The sequence below is a fragment of the Microbaculum marinisediminis genome, assembly GCF_025397915.1.
GTDB lineage: Bacteria > Pseudomonadota > Alphaproteobacteria > Rhizobiales > Tepidamorphaceae > Microbaculum > Microbaculum marinisediminis.
On record NZ_JALIDZ010000003.1, the window covers coordinates 124,077 to 142,382 of the forward strand.

The window sequence follows — 18,306 nt, forward strand, 5'->3', positions numbered from 1 at the left end:
GCTGGAGCGGCCTCCATGACAGCCATTCTGACCGTTACCATGAACCCCTCGATCGACGTGTCTGCCTCGACCGAAAAGGTGGTCCCTGTTCGCAAGCTGAGATGCACGAACGTTCGGCACGATCCGGGCGGCGGTGGCGTCAATGTCGCCCGCATGATCAAGCGTCTCGGCGGTGACTGCCGTGCGCTGTATCCGGCCGGCGGGGCGGCGGGGCATCGGCTTCGTCACCTGCTGGACGAGGAAGGCATCTTGAGCATTCCGATCCAGGCCGCAGCCGAGACGCGCGAGAGCTTTACCGTCGTCGATCAGGCCAACCGCGACCAGTACCGATTTTTGCTTCCGGGGGCGCCGCTCAGTGAGGCGGAGTGGCAGGCGTGTCTCGACCGCGTCGCGGCGCTTGTCGAACCGCCGCGCTATATCGTCGCCAGCGGAAGCCTGCCGCCGGGGGTGCCCGACGATTTTTTCGCGCGCCTCGCGCGGGTCGCGGCCTTGATCGACGCCCGCATCATGCTCGACACGTCCGGACCGGCCCTTGCCGCTGCCCTTGAGGCGGGAGTCCACCTCGTCAAGCCAAACCTGCGCGAATTCAGAGACCTCACGGGACTGCCGCTCGACCGGGAAGGGGACTGGGAACGCGCCGCCGAGGCGCTCGTGCATGCCGGCAAGGCCGATATCGTCGCGCTCACGCTTGGCGATCAGGGCGCGTTGCTGGTGAGCCGCGATGTCCATCTTCGTACACGGGCGATCCCCGTCGAGGTCGTGAGCGCCGTCGGCGCCGGAGACAGCTTTCTCGCGGGTCTCGTATGGCGCCTTTCCGTCGGCGATGGCCTGGCGGACGCCTTTCGCTACGCCGTTGCAACCGGGACGGCGGCGCTGCTGACGCCCGGAACGGAACTCGCCCGCAAACGCGACACCGACCGTCTCTACCGACAGCTGATGCCGCACCGCACGCCAGACCGGAATCGGAAACGGATATGAACGTCCGATCTGGACCGGACCGCGAAGGACACGCTGCCTTTCCCTGGCGAGGCTCTTTTCGACACGCCGCCGCGAGGTTTGACGGGTGAGCGCCGGCACAGTGCTCCGCCTCGTCGCCGTGATGGTCCTGTGGGCGAGTTGCTTCCCGCTTATCACGATAGGCCTGGATCTGGCGCCGCATCTCGCGTTCGCGGCCATGCGCGCGGCCCTTGCGGGTGCGTGTCTTCTCTTGCTGGGGGTCGCCTTGCACCGTCCCGTTCCGCGCGGCGTGTCATCCTGGGGGCTCATCGCCGTGGTGGCGGCGGGTGCGACGAGCCTGGGATTTTTCGGCATGTTCCATGCCGCCGAGTTCATCGCGCCGGGCCTGGCGACCGTGATAGCCAATGCACAGCCGCTGCTCGCGGCGGTCCTGGCCCATGCCGTGTTGGGCGAGCGGTTGAAGATTCTAGGGATGACCGGCCTCGCACTCGGATTCGCCGGTATCGTCGCGATCGCGTGGCCCGGTCTCACCGCCGATTACGGTACCGGCTACGGTCTCGGCATCGGCTATGTCGCACTCGCGGCGGCCGGAGTCGCCATAGGAAACCTCGCCATCAAGCAGCTCACCGGGAAAGCGGACGCGATCATGGCGATGGGCTTCCAGATGCTTATCGGCGCGGTGCCCCTCGCGCTCCTGTCCGTCTCGACGGAAGACATCTCGTCGCTGGCCTGGTCGGCCGAGTTCGTCCTCGTCCTCCTTGTCCTGTCCGTGTTCGGCACCTCTCTTGCCTTGTGGCTCTGGTTTTCGGTGCTGCGGGAGGTGGACCTGAGCCGAGCGAATGCCTTCACGTTTCTGGTGCCGATTCTCGGGCTCGCGATCGGCGCCACCGTGTTCACGGAACGGCTTGCCTCGGCGCAGGCCGTCGGCGTCGTCCTCGTGCTTGCCGGGATCGTTCTGGTGCAGCGCGGCGCCCCCGCGTCGGGCGCGGTGTCTGTTACGAACGGCGTTGGCCGCAGGAGCCCGTAGAGGGGGGGCGCGCCGCGGACGGCCAACTCTTCGTGATCCGGCGGGATACCCAGCGCCACGGCTCGACGCGGGCCTTCAGCGCAGTGGTGTCTCCGATCCGCAGCCGGAGCGTTCGCCGTCAGTGTCGCGGCGAGCAGTCCGCATCATTCACGTCAGACGGGCGCTTCGTTGCGCATCGGAATTCAGTTCGCCGCACCAGTTTCTTACACCACCAGACCCAGCTCGGTGTCGGTCGCGCTAACGCCGTACTTGTCGCGCGGCGGCATCGGTCGCGTCGCCCAGTGCGGTTCGAAGGCGAAGCTGGAAAACCGGCGCCCGGGAAGCAGGGCACCGTTCCCCGCGCCCTTGGCGTAGTCGTAGTAGAGCTTGACGATCTCGTCGTGCGTCACCTGCCGCGCGGCCGGATGGCTCATGCAGGCGTCGCGCCATCTGCGGACGCGCGCATAGTCCGCCGTGTCCGGCAGGGCGAAGTCCTCGTAATAGTCGAGGAACCAGAACCGCATGAACATCGGCGTGAAGACGGTTTCGGCGAGCCCGAATTCTTCGAACAGGAACGTCCCCTGCGGGCTGTGGTGGGCGAGGAAATCGTCGAGCTTGCGGTATTGCGCCAGCATAGCCTGCCGGAAGGCGTCCCTCTGGTCGCGGTCCTGGTTCAACACATAGCGGTAGCCGGTCGTCGTGAAGTCGCCTTCGAAGGCGATCAGCATGTTCTCGACGGCATGGCGATACGGATCGGCCTGCCGGATCATGGGTTCGGGGAAGCGATCCTCGAGATAGCGCAGGATGACAAGGCTCTCCTTGACGATGCGGCCGTCTTCTGTCTCCAGGGCCGGCAAAGCGGTGGTATTGCGGAGCTTTTGCTGCAGCCAGTCGGGGCGGGGCACGGTGATGTCGACCTTGTGGAAGGTCACGGCGTCCTTCAGGCCCTTCAGGTCCAGCAGGATCTCGAGCCGCTGGCTGAAAGGGCAGACGGGGATATGGTAGACGATCATCCGGGCGTCGCTCGTCATCGGTCTTCTTCCTCAATCACACAGGGCGAGACGGTCTATCGTGACCGTACCTCCATCCCGACGGGCTTTCGGTTTTTTCGCTTGCCTGACAGCCAGCGAAGCCATGATACACACGTGCATTCGACGACTGTGGGGACACCTTTCCGGTCTTCGAACGCGGGGAGGCGTCCCGGATCGGTCCGAGACCCCCGCCGTATAGGTAACGCGTCCGTTCGAGACAACCATGGCCGACCTGATCGCTCGCTTCTTCATTCCGACGCTGATTGCGCCGGCGACGAATTCGGCGCGGATAGACTATGCCGTCGCCGCCTTTGACGCGGCGCTTTGCGAATTTCCCGGGTGACACAATGACAATCGAAAGTCCTTCCGGCTCCACGCCGGCCGAAGCGGACGCCTTTCTTGCGGCGTATCCGGAGATCGAGGCTATCGATATCGTGCTGCACGATTCGAACGGCATCGGCCGGGGCAAGATCATTCGGCGTCATGAGCTCGCCGGCCTTTTCGGCCATGGCCGGCACGTGCCGATCTCCATCCTCGGCCTCGATATCTGCGGAGAGGACGTGCACGAGACCGGGCTGATCTGGGATCAGGGCGACGGCGACCTGCGCGCCTGGCCGGTCCCGGGAACGCTGAAACCCCTGCATAACACGATGCCTGCGCGGGGCGAGGTCTTCGTATCGCTCTACGAACTCGACGGGCGGCCAATGAGCTCGGACCCGCGCCATGCGCTGCAGCGGCAGGTGGATGCGCTCGCCGCGGAGGGGCTGCATGCCGCCGGCGCCTTCGAGCTCGAGTTCTTCCTGCTGTCCAACGAACGCGGGCCGGACGGCAAGGTGCGGCCCGCTGCCGACGTGCTCGACGGGCGTGAGAGCCACAGGACGGAGGTCTATTCCGTGGATCACCTGCACGGAATGCTGCCGTTGTTCTCGGACGTCTATGCGAGCGCCGAAATGGCCGGCATTCAGGCCGAGACGCTGATCTCCGAATTCGCGCCCGGCCAGTACGAGCTGACGCTGCACTACCGAACCGATGTCATGCAGGCGGCTGACGACCTGATGCGCATCAAGCGCATCGTGCGGGCCCAGGCGCGGGCGCATGGCGTCACGGCCTGCTTCATGGCCAAGCCGGTGGAGCAGTATGCGGGCTCGGGCATGCATTTCCACGTCAGCCTGATGGACGACAACGGCGGCAACGTCTTCGTCGAGGAGACCGAAGGGGAGTGGACCCCGACGATCCTGCATGCGCTTGGGGGCTTGAGGGAGACGATGGCCGAGTCGATGCTCGTCTTCGCGCCGCACGCCAATTCCTGGCGCCGCTTTTCGTCGCAGAGCTATGCGCCGGTGTCGCCGTCATGGGGCTTCAACAACCGCTCTGTCGCACTGCGCATTCCCGCCGGCGACCGGATGGCACGCAGGATCGAGCATCGGCCGTCGGGCGTGGATGCCAATCCCTATCTCGTCGCCACCACGGTGCTCGCGGGCATCCGCCACGGGCTCACGAACCGCATCGACCCCGGCCCGGCGCGAGAGGGCAACGCCTACAAGGACGGCGACAGCCTGGCGATCGCGCGCGACTGGGGCGAGGCGATCCGCGCGGCACAGGGCTCGGCCTTCCTCAAGGACGCGCTCGGCGAGGACATGCATCGCACCTTCACGGCCGTGAAGGCGGCCGAATACGCTCGCGTCGCCCGCACCATTTCCGACGTGGACTATGACCTCTACCTGCACACGGTGTGAGTTCGCCTCGAAGATCGCCCCGCGCGAAGGACGTCGGCCAACGCGATCTTGATCTCGTAGGGGCAGCCGACGGCTCACATCAGCTTGCCCGCGTTTATGGCCGCGAGAACGGGGTTCCAGCCAGGGGCCGCGGTAACCTCGTCGAAGGTTCCGGTCTCCGCAATCTGCTTGCCGGCCCTATAGGCCGCGCCGAGCGCGACGCGGGCAAGCGAGCCACCTAGGCTGATGCGTTTGACGCCGGCCTCGCCGAGTGACGCGACGGTCTCGCCCGGGACGCCCAGACCGCCCAGATGATTGACTGGCGCCTTCACCGAGGCACAGACGCGGCTGATCTCGTCCAGGCTCTTCAGGAACGGGGCATAGACGACCGGCGCGCCCACCGCTTCATAGGCCTGCAGCCGGCGGATCGCCTCGTCGAGATCGTACAGGCCCTTGATAAGCCCGTCGGCGCGGGCCGTCACCATGAAGGGGAACGGCAGCGACCTGGCCGCCTTGACCGCCGCTTCGATGCGGGCGACGGCGACGTCGAACGGGTAGAAACCCGGCTCGCCGGGGTGGGTGTCCTCGATGGTGCAGCCGACAAGACCCGCGGCCGCGGTTTTGGTGATCGTTTCTGCCAGACCATCGGGATCGTCGGAGTAGCCGTTCTCCAGGTCGGCCGAAACGGGCAAGCCGGTCGCCTCACCGATTGTGCGTGCATGGGCGAGCGCCTGATCTAGGCCGAAATCCCCTTCGCCGTCGCGAAAGTTGTGCGTGTAGGCAAAGCCGGACGAGGTCGTGGCCAGCGCCTTGTATCCAAGCCCCGCAAAGAGTTGCGCCGATCCGATGTCCCAGACGTTCGGCAGGACAAACGGCCCGGTATCGTGGTGAAGGTCTTGGAACTTCTCTCCCTTCTGGGCTTGCGTCAGCATCCAGCGCTCTCTTGTTCGTTTCTGTCGGCAACCGTACCGTTTTCGAACCATACATAGAATTCAATGCGGTCCGGGCGACATCGTCGATTATCCGGGAGACACGGGCGGACATCTCCACGCTGGCGTGGAGATGCGGCCTGGTTTGCGCGCCTCCCGACGGAAGCGGAGCCGTACTGGTGCGCGAGCCGGGCTGACACCACCGATATCGCGGCGTCACGGAACCCTGGGAGACTTGCCGCATTTCGATTCCATTCGGCGTTAGCGGCAAGGTAACGGGGCTATGGGAACCTTGAACGAAGTCCGGCGTCGGCCGGCAGCAAGGAAAATGAGCGGACCGGCTCGCGTCGCGCTGATCTCGGCGATATACGAGATGTCGCCGGAGGCGCGGGGGCGCCTATATGACTTTGGCGACAGGGTTGCCGGTTCGGCCGTTCGGGGAAAGGCTGCGATGACCTCGTATTTCTTCAACGATCTGTTGTCGACGATTGTCGACCGGGGACGCGCCATCGTCGAGCGTGGCCGGGAAAAACGGCCGTCCGGGCGGAGCGTCGCCGGGCTAGCCGAGGATCTCCTGTCGGGCCGCGGCGAGGCGACGGGCGTTGCGATGGCGCGCGACCTGCTCGACACCTATGCGAGCCTGGATTCGGCGGGGCGTACCGGCTTCTTCCGGGCGCTCGCCACCGAATTCGGCGCCGATACCGAGACGGTGCAGGAGGCAGCGCGGGCCTATATCGAGGATCCGAGCGAGGCCAACGCGATGCGGCTTCATGGCGCCTCAGAACCGCGCCGGCAGGAGCTGATCCGCCGTATCAACCGGGCCCCCGGCGGCACGGCGGCGCTGGTCGCCATGCGAGAGGACCTGCTCCAGCGCCTGCGCGACCATCCTGATTTCAAGCCGGTCGACGACGATTTCGCCCATCTCCTCGGGTCCTGGTTCAACCGCGGTTTCCTGGTGCTGCGCCGCATCGACTGGTCGATGCCGGCGGCGATTCTGGAGAAGATCATCCGCTACGAGGCGGTGCACGAGATCAACGGCTGGGACGACCTGCGCCGGCGCATCGATCCGCCGGATCGGCGGCTCTACGCTTTCTTTCATCCCGCGCTCATCGACGAGCCGCTGATCTTCGTCGAAGTCGCGCTGACGACGGAGATTCCCGATGCGATCGGTCCGATCCTCGCCGAGGACCGGCAGCCGATCGATCCGGCACAGGCGACGACGGCGGTGTTCTATTCGATCTCGAACTGCCAGACGGGCCTGCGCGGTGTTTCCTTCGGCAATTTCCTGATCAAGCAGGTCGTCGACGAGTTGGCGCGCGCGTTCCCGTCGCTGAAAAGCTTCGTGACGCTGTCACCGGCGCCGACCTTCCGCCGGTGGGTCGAGGCGCAACGTACTTCGGAGAACAACGGTACGTTGCTTCCCGGCGACGAAGCGAAGTTGGCGCTGACCGACACGCCCGGCTGGAACGGCGATGCCGCGATCGTCGACGAGGTGCGCCCGGTGCTCACGCGGCTGGCCGCGCAGTATTACCTGCAGGCCAAGACCGACCGCGGCACGCCGCCCGACCCGGTGGCGCGCTTCCATCTCGGCAACGGCGCCCGGCTCGAGCAGATCGATTTTCTGGGTGATGCGTCGCCCAAGGGACTGTCGGAGTCCTACGGGCTGATGGTTAACTATCTCTACGATCCCAAGTCGATCGAACGTCAGCACGAGGTCTATGCCAACAAGGGCGAGGTCGCTGCGAGTGCGGCCGTGAAGAAGCTTCTGCGCGGTGCGCCGGAGCCACGCGCGTTGGCATTGGCTGCGGGCTAGGCGCGCGTCGGGTTTCCCCGGACGATGCGCCGCTGACCTGCCGCAACGCGTCTTGGGACCGCTGCCCCTCCTGCAGCCGCCTGTCGGTGTTTCGTTGCCGGGGCGGAATAGCGGCGCTAGATTCCAGCTTTGGGCACATCAAGCTGGGAGGTTTCAGATGGGTGGGCCGGTCGTTCTTGACCCCGGCGACAAATGCTTTCTGAAGGCGCATTCGGCGCGGTCCGATTCGAAGGGGCTCCTGCGCCTTGGAGGGCATGTGGGGCTGATCGCGCTTTCCTCGCTACTGATCTACGCGACGTCTGGTGGCTGGCTAATGGTGCCGGCCATGTTTCTTCAGGGCGTTTTCCTGGTCTTCCTGTTCTGCGCCGTGCACGAGACGATGCACCGCACCGCTTTTGCGTCGCTTTGGCTGAACGCTGCCGTCTGCCATGTTGCCGGCTTCGTCACCATGGTGCCGCCGGCCTGGTTTCGTGCCTTTCATCTCGCCCATCACCGACACACGCAGATCCCCGGTGAGGATCCGGAACTCGACCACAAGCGCGTCGACACATGGCCGCTCTACCTGTGGCATGTCAGCGGGCTCAAGGTCTGGGCCGGTGCCATCGCGGGCCTCGTTACACACGCACGCGGGGTTGTCCCTGAACATTACGTGTCCGAAGGACTGAAACCGCGCGTCGTTGCCGAGGCGCGTTGGTTCCTTCTTCTCTATTGCGCGCTGGCTGTCGGATCGGTGGCGTTCGGAACCGACGTGTTGCTCTGGTACTGGATCGTGCCGATGCTGCTCGGTCAGCCCGCGCTGCGGCTCTACCTCCTGGCCGAACACGGGCTCTGCGCCTTTATCGGCGATCCATTCGTCAACACCCGCACGACGCTGACGACGCGATTTGTCCGGTTCGTCGCCTGGAACATGCCCTATCACACGGAGCACCATGCGTTCATGGGCATTCCGTTCCATGCGCTGCCGGAGGTTCATTCGCGCTTCAAGGACAGGTTGGAGAACGTCTCGGAGGGCTATGCGGCCTTCAACGCGCGTTATATTCGCGAAGCGATTGCCTCTGACGGATAGTCGGTGGTCGCGTTGAACGATCTGGGTGCTATGCGAAAAACGCAGGACTCATCGCTCCACGCCTGGGATTCTGCGGCAACCAACCTCTGACCGTAGGCCCGCTCATCACGCTTCCGTGACATTACGCCGCCGCGGGGGACTGGCAGCTTTTGCTGCTGTGCAATAAATAAGCGCCTCGGATTTTGTGTCACGCGGCCGCGAAAGGCCGCGTGCGTTTTTGTGGACCGGAGTGGCGCATGCGGTGGAAACGGATGGCGGTGATGCTGGTAGGGGCCGGCGTCGTTTTCGGCGGCGTCTATGGCTTCATCCAGTTCAAGAACATGAAGATCGCCGAGTTCTTCGCCAACATGCCGAAGCCGGTGGTCACCGTCACGGTCGCAGACGCGGAGGCGGAGACGTGGAGCACGACGGTGCCGGCGGTCGGCACCTTGCGGGCGTTCAACGGCGTCGACGTCACGGCCGCGGTTCCCGGCCAGATTCAGAAGATCCTCTTTAAATCCGGGCAGGAGGCGAAAGCCGGCCAGACCCTGGTCGTCCTCGATTCCGACATCCTGCAGGCCAACCGAGACGCGGCGGAGGCCGACGCGCAGCTGACGGAGGCGAACTACAAGCGTGTCAGCTCGCTGAAGGAGGGCGCCGTCGTCTCGCAGGCGCGGATCGACGAGAACCTGTTCGCCATGCAGGCGGCGAAGGCGCGGGTCGCCGCGCTCGACGCGGAAATCTCCAAGAAGACGATCACGGCGCCGTTCGACGGAAAGCTCGGTATCCGCCGGGTCGACGTCGGCGAGTACATCCAGCCGGGCACGGCGATCGTCAATCTCCAGGACCTGACCAATCTGCGAGTGGAATTCTCGGTCGGCCAACGCGACGTCCGCGAGGTCGTCCCCGGTCGCACGATACAGGTCTTCGCCGATGTCGTTCCCGGCAAGACATTCACCGGCGAGATCACGTCGCTCGAACCGAAGGTCGATCCCGCGACGGGCGTCGTCCGGGTGGAAGGCAGCCTTCCCAATCTCGACGGAATCCTGCGTCCCGGTATGTTCGTAAGCGTCCAGGTAGACCTCGCCGACGAGCGCGAAGTGGTGGTGATCCCGGAGTCGGCGGTGAGCTACAATCTCTACGGCGACTTCGCCTACGTCGTCGAGCCGAAGGCCGAAGGTGCGGACCATCCGACCGTCAAGCGCGTCATTGTCGAGGCTGGAGACCGGCGCGACGGCATGGTCGTCATCGAGACGGGCGTCGAGGCCGGCGAGACGGTGGTGACGTCGGGCCAGCTCAAGCTTTCCCCAGGCATGCAGATCGACGCGGCGTCCGAACCGCTGACGCGGCCGGACGTGACGCAACAGCCCTACTAGCGGGGACGGAGACAGACGGTGTTCGATATCTTCATCCGCCGACCGGTCCTCGCCGTCGTCGTCAGCCTGCTGATCTTCGTGGTCGGCCTGCAATCCGTGTTCAGTCTCCAGGTGCGTCAGTACCCGGAGATGCAGAACACGGTCATCACCATCACTACCACCTATCCCGGCGCGGACGCGAACCTCATGCAGGGCTTCGTGACGCAGCCGATCGAGAAGGCGGTGGCAACGGCGGACGGCATCGACTACCTGACCTCGAGGAGCGCGCAGAGCGTCAGCGTGATCCAGGTCTACGTGCGCCTGAACTACGACGCCAACGCGGCGATGACCGACGTGACGGCGAAGGTCAACCAGGTGCGTGCGCAGCTGCCCTCCGACATCAACGATCCGGTCTTGGTGAAGGCGACCGGCAGCACGTTCGCGTCGATGTATATCGCCTTTACCTCGCCAATCCTGAACGAGGAGCAGATCACCGAATATCTGAGCCGCGTGGTGCAGCCCGAGCTGTCGGTCATCCCGGGCGTCGCCTCGCCGGAGATCCTCGGCGACCGCACCTTCGCGATGCGGGTGTGGCTCGATCCGGTGAAACTCGCCCAGTTCAACCTGTCGGCCGCCGAGGTGCTGGCCGCCCTGCAGGCCAACAACTATTCGTCGGCCGCCGGCGCCACCAAGGGCTACTACGACATCGTCACCAACCGGGCTGAGACGGACGCGACCACCGTCGAGGATTTCCGGGCGCTGGTGGTGCGCAACAACGGTACGGATATCGTCCGGCTCGGAGACGTGGCGACGATCGGCCTCGGGTCGCAAAGCGCCGACTCGGCGGTGATCGTCGGTGGCAAGTCGGCCGTGTTCCTTGGCATTCAGGTCGCCTCGGACGCCAACGAGATCACCGTTATCGATGCCGTCCGCAAGGAACTGCCTCGAATCCAGAACGAACTCCCGGAAGGGCTCGATCTCGAGATCGCCTACGACGCCACCGAGTTCATTCAGGAATCCATCTTCGAGGTGGTAAAGACGGTCGCGGAGGCGGCGCTGATCGTCATCGTGGTCATTTTCCTGTTCCTCGGATCCTTCCGTGCCACCGTCATACCGATGGTGACCATCCCGCTGTCGCTGATCGGTGTCATGACGGCGCTCTACGCGCTTGGTTTCTCCATCAATCTGATGTCGCTGCTTGCGATGGTGCTCGCGATCGGCCTCGTCGTGGACGACGCCATCGTGGTTCTGGAGAATATCCACCGCCATATCGAGGAAGGACTCACGCCGTTCCAGGCGGCGATTAAGGGAACGCGCGAAATCGCCAACCCGGTCATCTCGATGACCATAACGCTGGCGGCCGTGTACGCGCCGATCGCGCTGACCGGCGGATTGACGGGCACGCTGTTCCGAGAGTTCGCGTTGACGCTCGCCGGCGCCGTGGTGGTGTCGGGCATCGTCGCGCTCACGCTGTCGCCGATGATGTGCTCGAAGGTCCTGACGCACAGTGCCCAAGGCGGCTTCGCGGCGAAGATCGACAAGGTGTTCGGCCGCCTGCAGCGCGGCTACGGACGGGCGCTCGGGGCCTCCCTGCGGGACCGGCCGACGACGATCGTGTTCGCGCTCATCGTGTTCGGTATGATCGGCGTTCTGTTTCCGTCGATCCAGCAGGAACTCGCGCCGGACGAGGACCAGGGCGCGCTGTTCACGCTCTACAACGGACCGAGCTACGCCAACATCGACTTCATGAACCTGTTCTCCGATGACGTTGCGGAGGCCTTTACCGACCTCCCGGAAACGGAGCTGGCCTTCAATATCGTCGGTTTCGACGGCAGCACCGCCAGTTCGGCGATCGGGATCGGTACCTTCGTGCCGTGGAGCGAGCGCGAGCGCACCGCCCAGCAGATGCAGCCGGTGATCCAGGAGAACCTGAACAAGATTCCCGGCATCAAGGCCTCGGTCTTCTCGCCGCCGCCGTTGCCGACCTCCGGGGCGGGCTTCCCGGTCTCCTTCGTCGTCCAGACGACGGCGGACTACGAGCAGCTTCTCCAGGTGACGGATCGCATCGTCGAGGCCGCCCGCGAGAGCGGCATGTTCCTGTTCCTGGATACGGACCTGAAGTTCGATACGCCGCAGACGATCATCAAGATCGACCGCGACAAGGCCGGCGCGATCGGCGTCAGCATGCGCGACATCGGCGCGACGCTGGCGATGATGACCGGTGGCAACTACGTCAACCTCATCAATCTCGGTGGCCGCTCCTACCAGGTGATACCGCAGGTTCCGCGTGCGGACCGGCTCATCCCCGAGCAGCTCGGCGGGTATTACGTGAAGACCGCGAGCGGCGACATGGTTCCGCTGTCGAGCCTCGTCGAGATCGATCAGGAAGTCGCGCCGATCAGCCTCAACCGGTTCAACCAGCTCAACGCCGCGACGATCAACGCGGTTCCGATGATCGGCCTGACGCCGGGCGTCGCGCTTGAATTTCTCCAGCAGGAGGCGGCCCGCTCGCTGCCGGACGGCTTCTCCGTCGACTATGCCGGCACCTCGCGCCAATACATCCAGGAAGGCAGCGCGCTCTATCTCGTGTTCGTCTTCGCGCTGGTCGTGATCTATCTGGTGCTCGCCGCCCAATACGAGAGCCTGCGCGATCCGCTGGTGATCCTGGTGTCGGTCCCGCTGTCGATCGTCGGCGCGCTGATACCGTTGGCGCTCGGCGTCGCCTCGTTGAACATCTACAGTCAGATCGGACTGGTGACGCTGATCGGCCTGATCACCAAGCACGGGATCCTGATCTGCGAGGTTGCGCGCGAGCAGCAGGAGCAGTTCGGCCAGTCGCGTGCGGAGGCGGTGCAGCATGCCGCCGAACTGCGGCTGCGCCCGATCCTGATGACGACCGCGGCGATGGTCGCCGGGCTGCTGCCGCTCCTGTTCGCCGCCGGTGCCGGTGCGGCGAGCCGCTTCTCGATCGCGGTGGTGATTGTCGCCGGGCTGCTGATTGGCACCCTGTTCACGCTGTTCGTGCTGCCGGTGATCTACACCTTCCTGGCGACGGACCGGGCCGGTACGCGCGAGCGACTGGCGGCGGAAGAGCAGGCGATCAGGGATATGGAGGCCGCTGAGGCCACGCCGGAGGGCGGCGCGTCCTGAACCGCCGCCGTTCCGTGCGCCCCCACGGTTTCCGCGATCGTTCCCCGGTGACCGGGAGGGCGCTTGCCGTGCGGTTTCCGCGTGTGGCTATTTTTTCGGCAGCCATCATTGTGCACACGAAATAATCGCGCGGCGCTCGGCGGCGCTGATTTCTTTTGCAGTGCCAAAAGCCGGATAATTTTTCTGGCTTCTCCGAAATCCTCGATTTTTCAATCTCTTATGAACCGCTCCGCGGTGCTGCATCGACTTGGCCCGGCTTTTGCGATGCAGCATCACGGTGGCCGACTGTTCGGCCGCCGCTCAGAGAGGGGAGTTGTCACATGTCGAGGATCTGGACAGGCGCGAGTGTGGTACTGGGGGCTGCGGCGGTCGCGCTATCGATGACGGGCGCACCGGCGCTTGCACAAGAGGACACCATCAAGGTCGGCATTCTGCATTCGCTGTCGGGGACGATGGCGATATCCGAGACGACCCTGAAGGATGCCATGCTGATGCTCGTGGAGGAGCAGAACAAGAAGGGCGGTCTTCTCGGCAAGAAGCTGGAAGCGGTCGTTGTCGACCCGGCTTCCGACTGGCCGTTGTTCGCCGAGAAGGCGCGCGAGCTGATAACCCAGGACAAGGTGGCGGCGGTGTTCGGCTGCTGGACGTCGGTCAGCCGCAAGTCGGTTCTGCCGGTGTTCGAGGAGCTGAACGGCATCCTGTTCTATCCGGTGCAGTACGAGGGCGAGGAATCCTCCAAGAACGTGTTCTACACGGGGGCTGCCCCGAACCAGCAGGCGATCCCCGCCGTCGACTATCTGATGGACGTCGAAGGCGTCGAGCGCTGGGTGCTGGCGGGCACCGACTACGTCTACCCGCGCACCACCAACAAGATCCTGGAGGCGTACCTGAAGTCAAAAGGCGTCGCCGCCGAGGACATCCTGATCAACTACACGCCGTTCGGTCACTCCGACTGGCAGTCGATCGTCTCCGAGATCAAGGCGTTCGGCTCGGCCGGCAAGAAGACGGCGGTGGTCTCCACCATAAACGGCGATGCCAACGTGCCGTTCTACAAGGAACTGGGCAACCAGGGCATCAAGGCCGAGGACATTCCGGTCGTGGCGTTCTCCGTTGGCGAGGAGGAGCTAGCCGGTCTCGATACCGCGCCGCTCGTCGGCCACCTTGCGGCCTGGAACTACTTCATGAGCGCCGACACGGCGGAGAACGAGGACTTCATCGCCGCCTGGCATGAGTTCATCAAGAACGCGGACCGCGTCACCAACGACCCGATGGAAGCCCACTACATCGGCTTCAACATGTGGGTTAAGGCGGTCGAGAAGGCCGGCACCACCGATCCGGATGCGGTGATCGATGCCATGATCGGCGTCGCCGTGCCGAACCTGACCGGCGGCTACTCGGCGATGATGCCGAACCACCACATCACCAAGCCCGTGCTGATCGGCGAGATCCAGGACGACGGCCAGTTCGAGACCGTCTGGGAAACCTCGGGCCTCGTGCCGGGCGATGCCTGGTCGGACTATCTCGAGGGCTCCAAGGACCTGATCTCCGATTGGCGCGCGCCGATGTCCTGCGGGAACTTCAACGTGGCATCCGGCAAGTGCGGCGGCCAGGGCTCCTGATCGCCTGAAGAGCTACCAGAGGGGACGTCGCCGGCCGGTCGCGGCCAACGCCAAATCCGGCCGGCGACGGCTTCTCCTGGCAATCGAGCCGGTCATCCAGAACCCAAGCATTCCGGACAACAAATGTCTGTCCTGCCTGTCCTCAGACGTCTTGCTGCCGTCCTTGCGCTTGTCCTGAGCGTTTTGGCTCTGCCAGCGGTCGCCCAGGACCTGCGTGGCCTCGTCGATGCGCTCGGAGTGGGCGGTTTCGACGAGACCGAGCGTGCGATCGCGGTGCTCGGCGCGACCGGCGATCCGGCGGTGGCGCCGGTGCTGGAGGCTCTCGGCGAGGGCGATCTCTACGTCCGAAAGTCCGACAAACGGGTTTTCGTCGCCGAACGCGCGGGCAGCGACTACACGCTGACCGATCCGTTGACCGGCGAGGATGCGGGTACGGCAGGCCGCTCGGCGGTGGACAAGATCCGCGTCAACAACAACCTGCGCCGCGTCATTCGCGGTTCGCTCGCCGGCCTGACGCTTCGCTCGCCCGATGCGGCGACACGGGCGTCCGCCGCCGAGACGCTGTTCAATTCACCCGACCCGGATATGGCGGCGGTGCTCGACGGCGCCATCGAGGCCGAGAGCGACGCCGCGGTCCGCGCCACGATGGAGCAGGCCCGCGCCGCGATCGTCCTGTCCTCGGACACCGACGATGCCGCGATGATCGCCGCCATCGATACCGTTGCCGCGCGCGGCGACCGTGACGCACTGAGCCTGCTCACGGCGGTCGCTGCCAACAGCGAGGGCGCCGTGAAGGCCGCGGCCGAACAGGCTGTCGGCGATGTCGACCAGATCCTGGCCCTGTGGGATGCGGTCCAGAACGTCTGGTACGGCCTCTCGCTCGGCTCCGTCTTGCTGCTTGCCGCGATCGGTCTTGCCATCACCTTCGGCGTGATGGGCGTCATCAACATGGCGCACGGCGAGATGGTGATGATCGGCGCCTACGTGACCTTCGTCGTCCAAGAGGTGATCCGCAATCATGCGCCGGGCCTGTTCGACGCCTCCGTCGTCATCGCCCTGCCGCTTGCCTTCCTGGTCGCCGGACTGATCGGGATCGCGATCGAGCGGGGCATCATCCGCTTCCTCTACGGGCGGCCGCTCGAAACGCTGCTTGCCACCTGGGGACTGTCGCTGATCCTGCAGCAGGCCGTGCGCACGATCTTCGGGCCGACCAACCGGCAGGTCGGCGCGCCGTCGTGGATGTCGGGCGCCTTCGATATCGGCGGACTGTCGATAACCTGGAACCGGCTTGTCATCGTGCTGTTCGCGCTCGCCGTCTTCGCGCTGCTGGTGATCGCGCTGAAACGCACATCTTTCGGGCTGAGGATGCGTGCGGTGACGCAGAATCGGCCGATGGCCGGCTCGATGGGCATCCGTACGCCCTGGGTCGACGCGTTCACCTTCGGACTGGGCTCGGGGATCGCCGGCATCGCCGGCGTGGCGCTCAGCCAGATCGACAATGTCAGCCCCAATCTCGGGCAGGGCTACATCATCGACTCGTTCATGGTCGTGGTGTTCGGCGGCGTCGGCAACCTGTGGGGCACGCTCGTCGGCGCGATGACGCTCGGCGTCGTCAACAAGTTCCTCGAGCCCTATGCCGGCGCGGTGCTGGGCAAGATCCTGGTGCTCGTCTTCATCATCCTGTTCATACAGAAGCGCCCGCGCGGCCTGTTCGCGCTGAAGGGCCGGGCGGTCGAAGCATGATCCTCAGGGGGTTCAACCGCTATTCGGCGACCTTCCTCGCGATCCTGCTGGCGCTCGCCGTACTGGTGCCGGCGCTGAACCTCGGCCTGCCGCCGTCGAGCCCCTTCCACGTGCCGACCTACGTGGTGACGCTGTTCGGCAAGTATCTGACCTTTGCGCTGCTGGCGCTGTCGGTCGATCTGATCTGGGGATTCGCCGGCATCCTGTCGCTCGGCCACGGCGCCTTCTTCGCGCTCGGCGGCTACGCGATGGGGATGTACCTGATGCGCCAGATCGGCAGCCGCGGCGTCTACGGCAATCCGGACCTGCCGGACTTCATGGTGTTCCTGAACTGGCAGGAGCTGCCCTGGTACTGGTACGGCTTCGACAGCTTCGTGTTCGCGATGGTGATGGTCGCGCTGGTGCCGGGCATACTCGCCTTCGTGTTCGGCTGGTTCGCCTTCCGCTCGCGCGTGACCGGCGTCTACCTGTCGATCATCACCCAGGCGATGACCTACGCTCTGCTGCTTGCCTTCTTCCGAAACGACATGGGGTTCGGCGGCAATAACGGCCTCACCGACTTCAAGGACATCCTCGGCTTCAACATACAGGCCGACGAGACCCGGGCGGCGCTGTTTGCGGCATCGGCGATCGCGCTCGCCATAGGCTTCGTGATTTGCCGTGCGGTCGTGTCCTCGAAATTCGGCAAGGTGTTGGTGGGCGTACGCGACGCGGAAAGCCGCACCCGGTTCCTTGGCTACCGGGTGGAACACTACAAGCTGTTCGTCTGGACCCTGTCGGCGGTACTCGCCGGCGTCGCAGGCGCGCTCTACGTGCCGCAGGTCGGCATCATCAACCCGAGCGAATTCGCCCCCGCGAACTCGATCGAGGTTGTCATCTGGGTCGCCGTCGGCGGGCGCGGCACGCTGGTGGGGCCGGTGATCGGCGCGGTGCTGGTCAACTACGCCAAGACCTACTTCACCGGCGCGCTGCCCGACCTCTGGTTGTTCGCGCTCGGCGGCCTGTTCGTCGCGGTGACGCTGTTCCTGCCCAGGGGCATCGTCGGAGCGGTTGTGCAGGCCATGACCTACCGGCGCGCTGCGGCGCCCTCAGCGGCGGATCTGCGCGAGGCTTCGGGGGATGCCGAAGCGGGCGTCGACACCAATACGCTCGCCGGCAAGCCGCAGGCGGCGGAATAGGAGCGCGGTATGACCCAGCCTACGACCTCTCCGCTTCTCTATCTCGATGGTGTCAGCGTGTCGTTCGACGGGTTCAGGGCGCTGAACGACCTGTCGCTCGTCATCGAGGCGGGCGAGATGCGGGCGATCATCGGCCCCAACGGTGCCGGCAAGACCACCATGATGGACGTCATCACCGGCAAGACGCGGCCGGACGAGGGCATCGTGCTGTTCCAGGGCGATACCGACCTGACGCATCTCGACGAGACCGATATCGCGGAGCTCGGCATCGGGCGGAAGTTCCAGCGCCCGACCGTGTTCGAGAGCCACACGGTTTGGGATAATCTGGAGCTTGCCCTGAAGGCGCCGCGCGGGCCGTTCGCGACGCTGGTCCACCGTACCGACGTCGAAGAGCGCGCGCGCATCGACGCGTTGCTGCAGACGATCCGCCTGACCGAGAAAAGCAGCGAGGTGGCCGCCAACCTGAGCCACGGTCAGAAGCAGTGGCTGGAGATCGGCATGTTGCTCGCTCAGGCGCCGAAACTGTTGCTTGTCGACGAGCCGGCGGCCGGCATGACCGACGCGGAGACCGAGCAGACGGCGATCCTCCTGAAGGAGATCGCCAAGACCAAGTCGGTCGTCGTCGTCGAGCACGACATGGCCTTCGTGCGCGACCTCGGCGTCAAGGTCACGGTGCTGCACGAGGGCTCGGTGCTGGCGGAGGGCTCGCTCGATCACGTGTCCGCCAATCCGCGCGTCGTCGAAGTATACCTGGGACGCTAGAGC

General features: G+C 65.1%; 13 protein-coding genes. 11 read left to right on the forward strand and 2 right to left on the reverse strand.

The genetic code is table 11. From position 1 onward, the window contains the following. The first annotated feature begins 15 nt into the window (after positions 1-15). Both MUB46_RS06700 and MUB46_RS06705 read left to right on the forward strand, forming a co-directional pair. Positions 16-978: a 1-phosphofructokinase family hexose kinase gene (locus MUB46_RS06700; RefSeq protein WP_261615113.1), complete on the forward strand. Its 963-nt coding sequence runs from the start codon at positions 16-18 to the stop codon at positions 976-978. 85 nt (positions 979-1,063) lie between these two features. After that, on the forward strand, positions 1,064-1,984 hold the full coding sequence (locus tag MUB46_RS06705) for a DMT family transporter (protein ID WP_261615114.1): 921 nt from the start codon (positions 1,064-1,066) through the stop codon (positions 1,982-1,984). A gap of 203 nt (positions 1,985-2,187) precedes the next feature. Here MUB46_RS06705 and MUB46_RS06710 read toward each other — a convergent pair whose 3' ends face one another. Next, a complete protein-coding gene (locus MUB46_RS06710; RefSeq protein WP_261615115.1) occupies positions 2,188-2,994 on the reverse strand; it encodes a glutathione S-transferase family protein in 807 nt (268 codons plus the stop codon). A gap of 347 nt (positions 2,995-3,341) precedes the next feature. Here MUB46_RS06710 and MUB46_RS06715 point away from each other — a divergent pair, with 347 nt between their 5' ends. Continuing rightward, positions 3,342-4,730, forward strand: a complete 1,389-nt coding sequence (locus MUB46_RS06715) for a glutamine synthetase family protein (protein ID WP_261615116.1) — start codon at positions 3,342-3,344, stop codon at positions 4,728-4,730. A 74-nt stretch (positions 4,731-4,804) separates the two neighbouring features. Here MUB46_RS06715 and MUB46_RS06720 read toward each other — a convergent pair whose 3' ends face one another. Beyond that, entirely contained in the window at positions 4,805-5,641 is an 837-nt protein-coding gene (locus MUB46_RS06720) for an isocitrate lyase/PEP mutase family protein (RefSeq protein WP_261615117.1), read from the reverse strand. A gap of 448 nt (positions 5,642-6,089) precedes the next feature. On the opposite strand from MUB46_RS06720, the gene MUB46_RS06725 reads away from it, so the two are divergent. The 8 genes from MUB46_RS06725 (at position 6,090) to urtD (ending at position 18,303) form a co-directional block, all read left to right on the forward strand. After that, complete coding sequence (locus tag MUB46_RS06725; protein ID WP_261615118.1) at positions 6,090-7,451, forward strand: malonyl-CoA decarboxylase; 1,362 nt, start codon at positions 6,090-6,092, stop codon at positions 7,449-7,451. A gap of 157 nt (positions 7,452-7,608) precedes the next feature. Continuing rightward, entirely contained in the window at positions 7,609-8,517 is a 909-nt protein-coding gene (locus MUB46_RS06730) for a fatty acid desaturase (RefSeq protein ID WP_261615119.1), read from the forward strand. Positions 8,518-8,753: 236 nt separating this feature from the next. Further along, positions 8,754-9,872, forward strand: coding sequence for an efflux RND transporter periplasmic adaptor subunit (locus MUB46_RS06735; protein WP_261615120.1), 1,119 nt, complete (start codon positions 8,754-8,756; stop codon positions 9,870-9,872). A gap of 18 nt (positions 9,873-9,890) precedes the next feature. Next, positions 9,891-13,001: an efflux RND transporter permease subunit gene (locus MUB46_RS06740; protein WP_261615121.1), complete on the forward strand. Its 3,111-nt coding sequence runs from the start codon at positions 9,891-9,893 to the stop codon at positions 12,999-13,001. Between the two features lie 380 nt (positions 13,002-13,381). After that, positions 13,382-14,620 carry an urea ABC transporter substrate-binding protein gene (gene urtA, locus MUB46_RS06745; protein WP_261615535.1) on the forward strand — a complete coding sequence of 413 codons (1,239 nt, stop codon included), beginning with the start codon at positions 13,382-13,384 and terminating at the stop codon, positions 14,618-14,620. Positions 14,621-14,743: 123 nt separating this feature from the next. Beyond that, positions 14,744-16,363 (forward strand): urea ABC transporter permease subunit UrtB, encoded by a 1,620-nt coding sequence (urtB, locus tag MUB46_RS06750; RefSeq protein WP_261615122.1) that lies wholly within the window; start codon positions 14,744-14,746, stop codon positions 16,361-16,363. Then, positions 16,360-17,541, forward strand: coding sequence for an urea ABC transporter permease subunit UrtC (gene urtC, locus MUB46_RS06755; RefSeq protein ID WP_261615123.1), 1,182 nt, complete (start codon positions 16,360-16,362; stop codon positions 17,539-17,541). Before urtB ends, urtC begins: the two co-directional genes overlap by 4 nt. A 9-nt stretch (positions 17,542-17,550) precedes the next feature. Continuing rightward, positions 17,551-18,303, forward strand: coding sequence for an urea ABC transporter ATP-binding protein UrtD (urtD, locus tag MUB46_RS06760; RefSeq protein ID WP_261615124.1), 753 nt, complete (start codon positions 17,551-17,553; stop codon positions 18,301-18,303). Positions 18,304-18,306 lie beyond the last annotated feature (3 nt).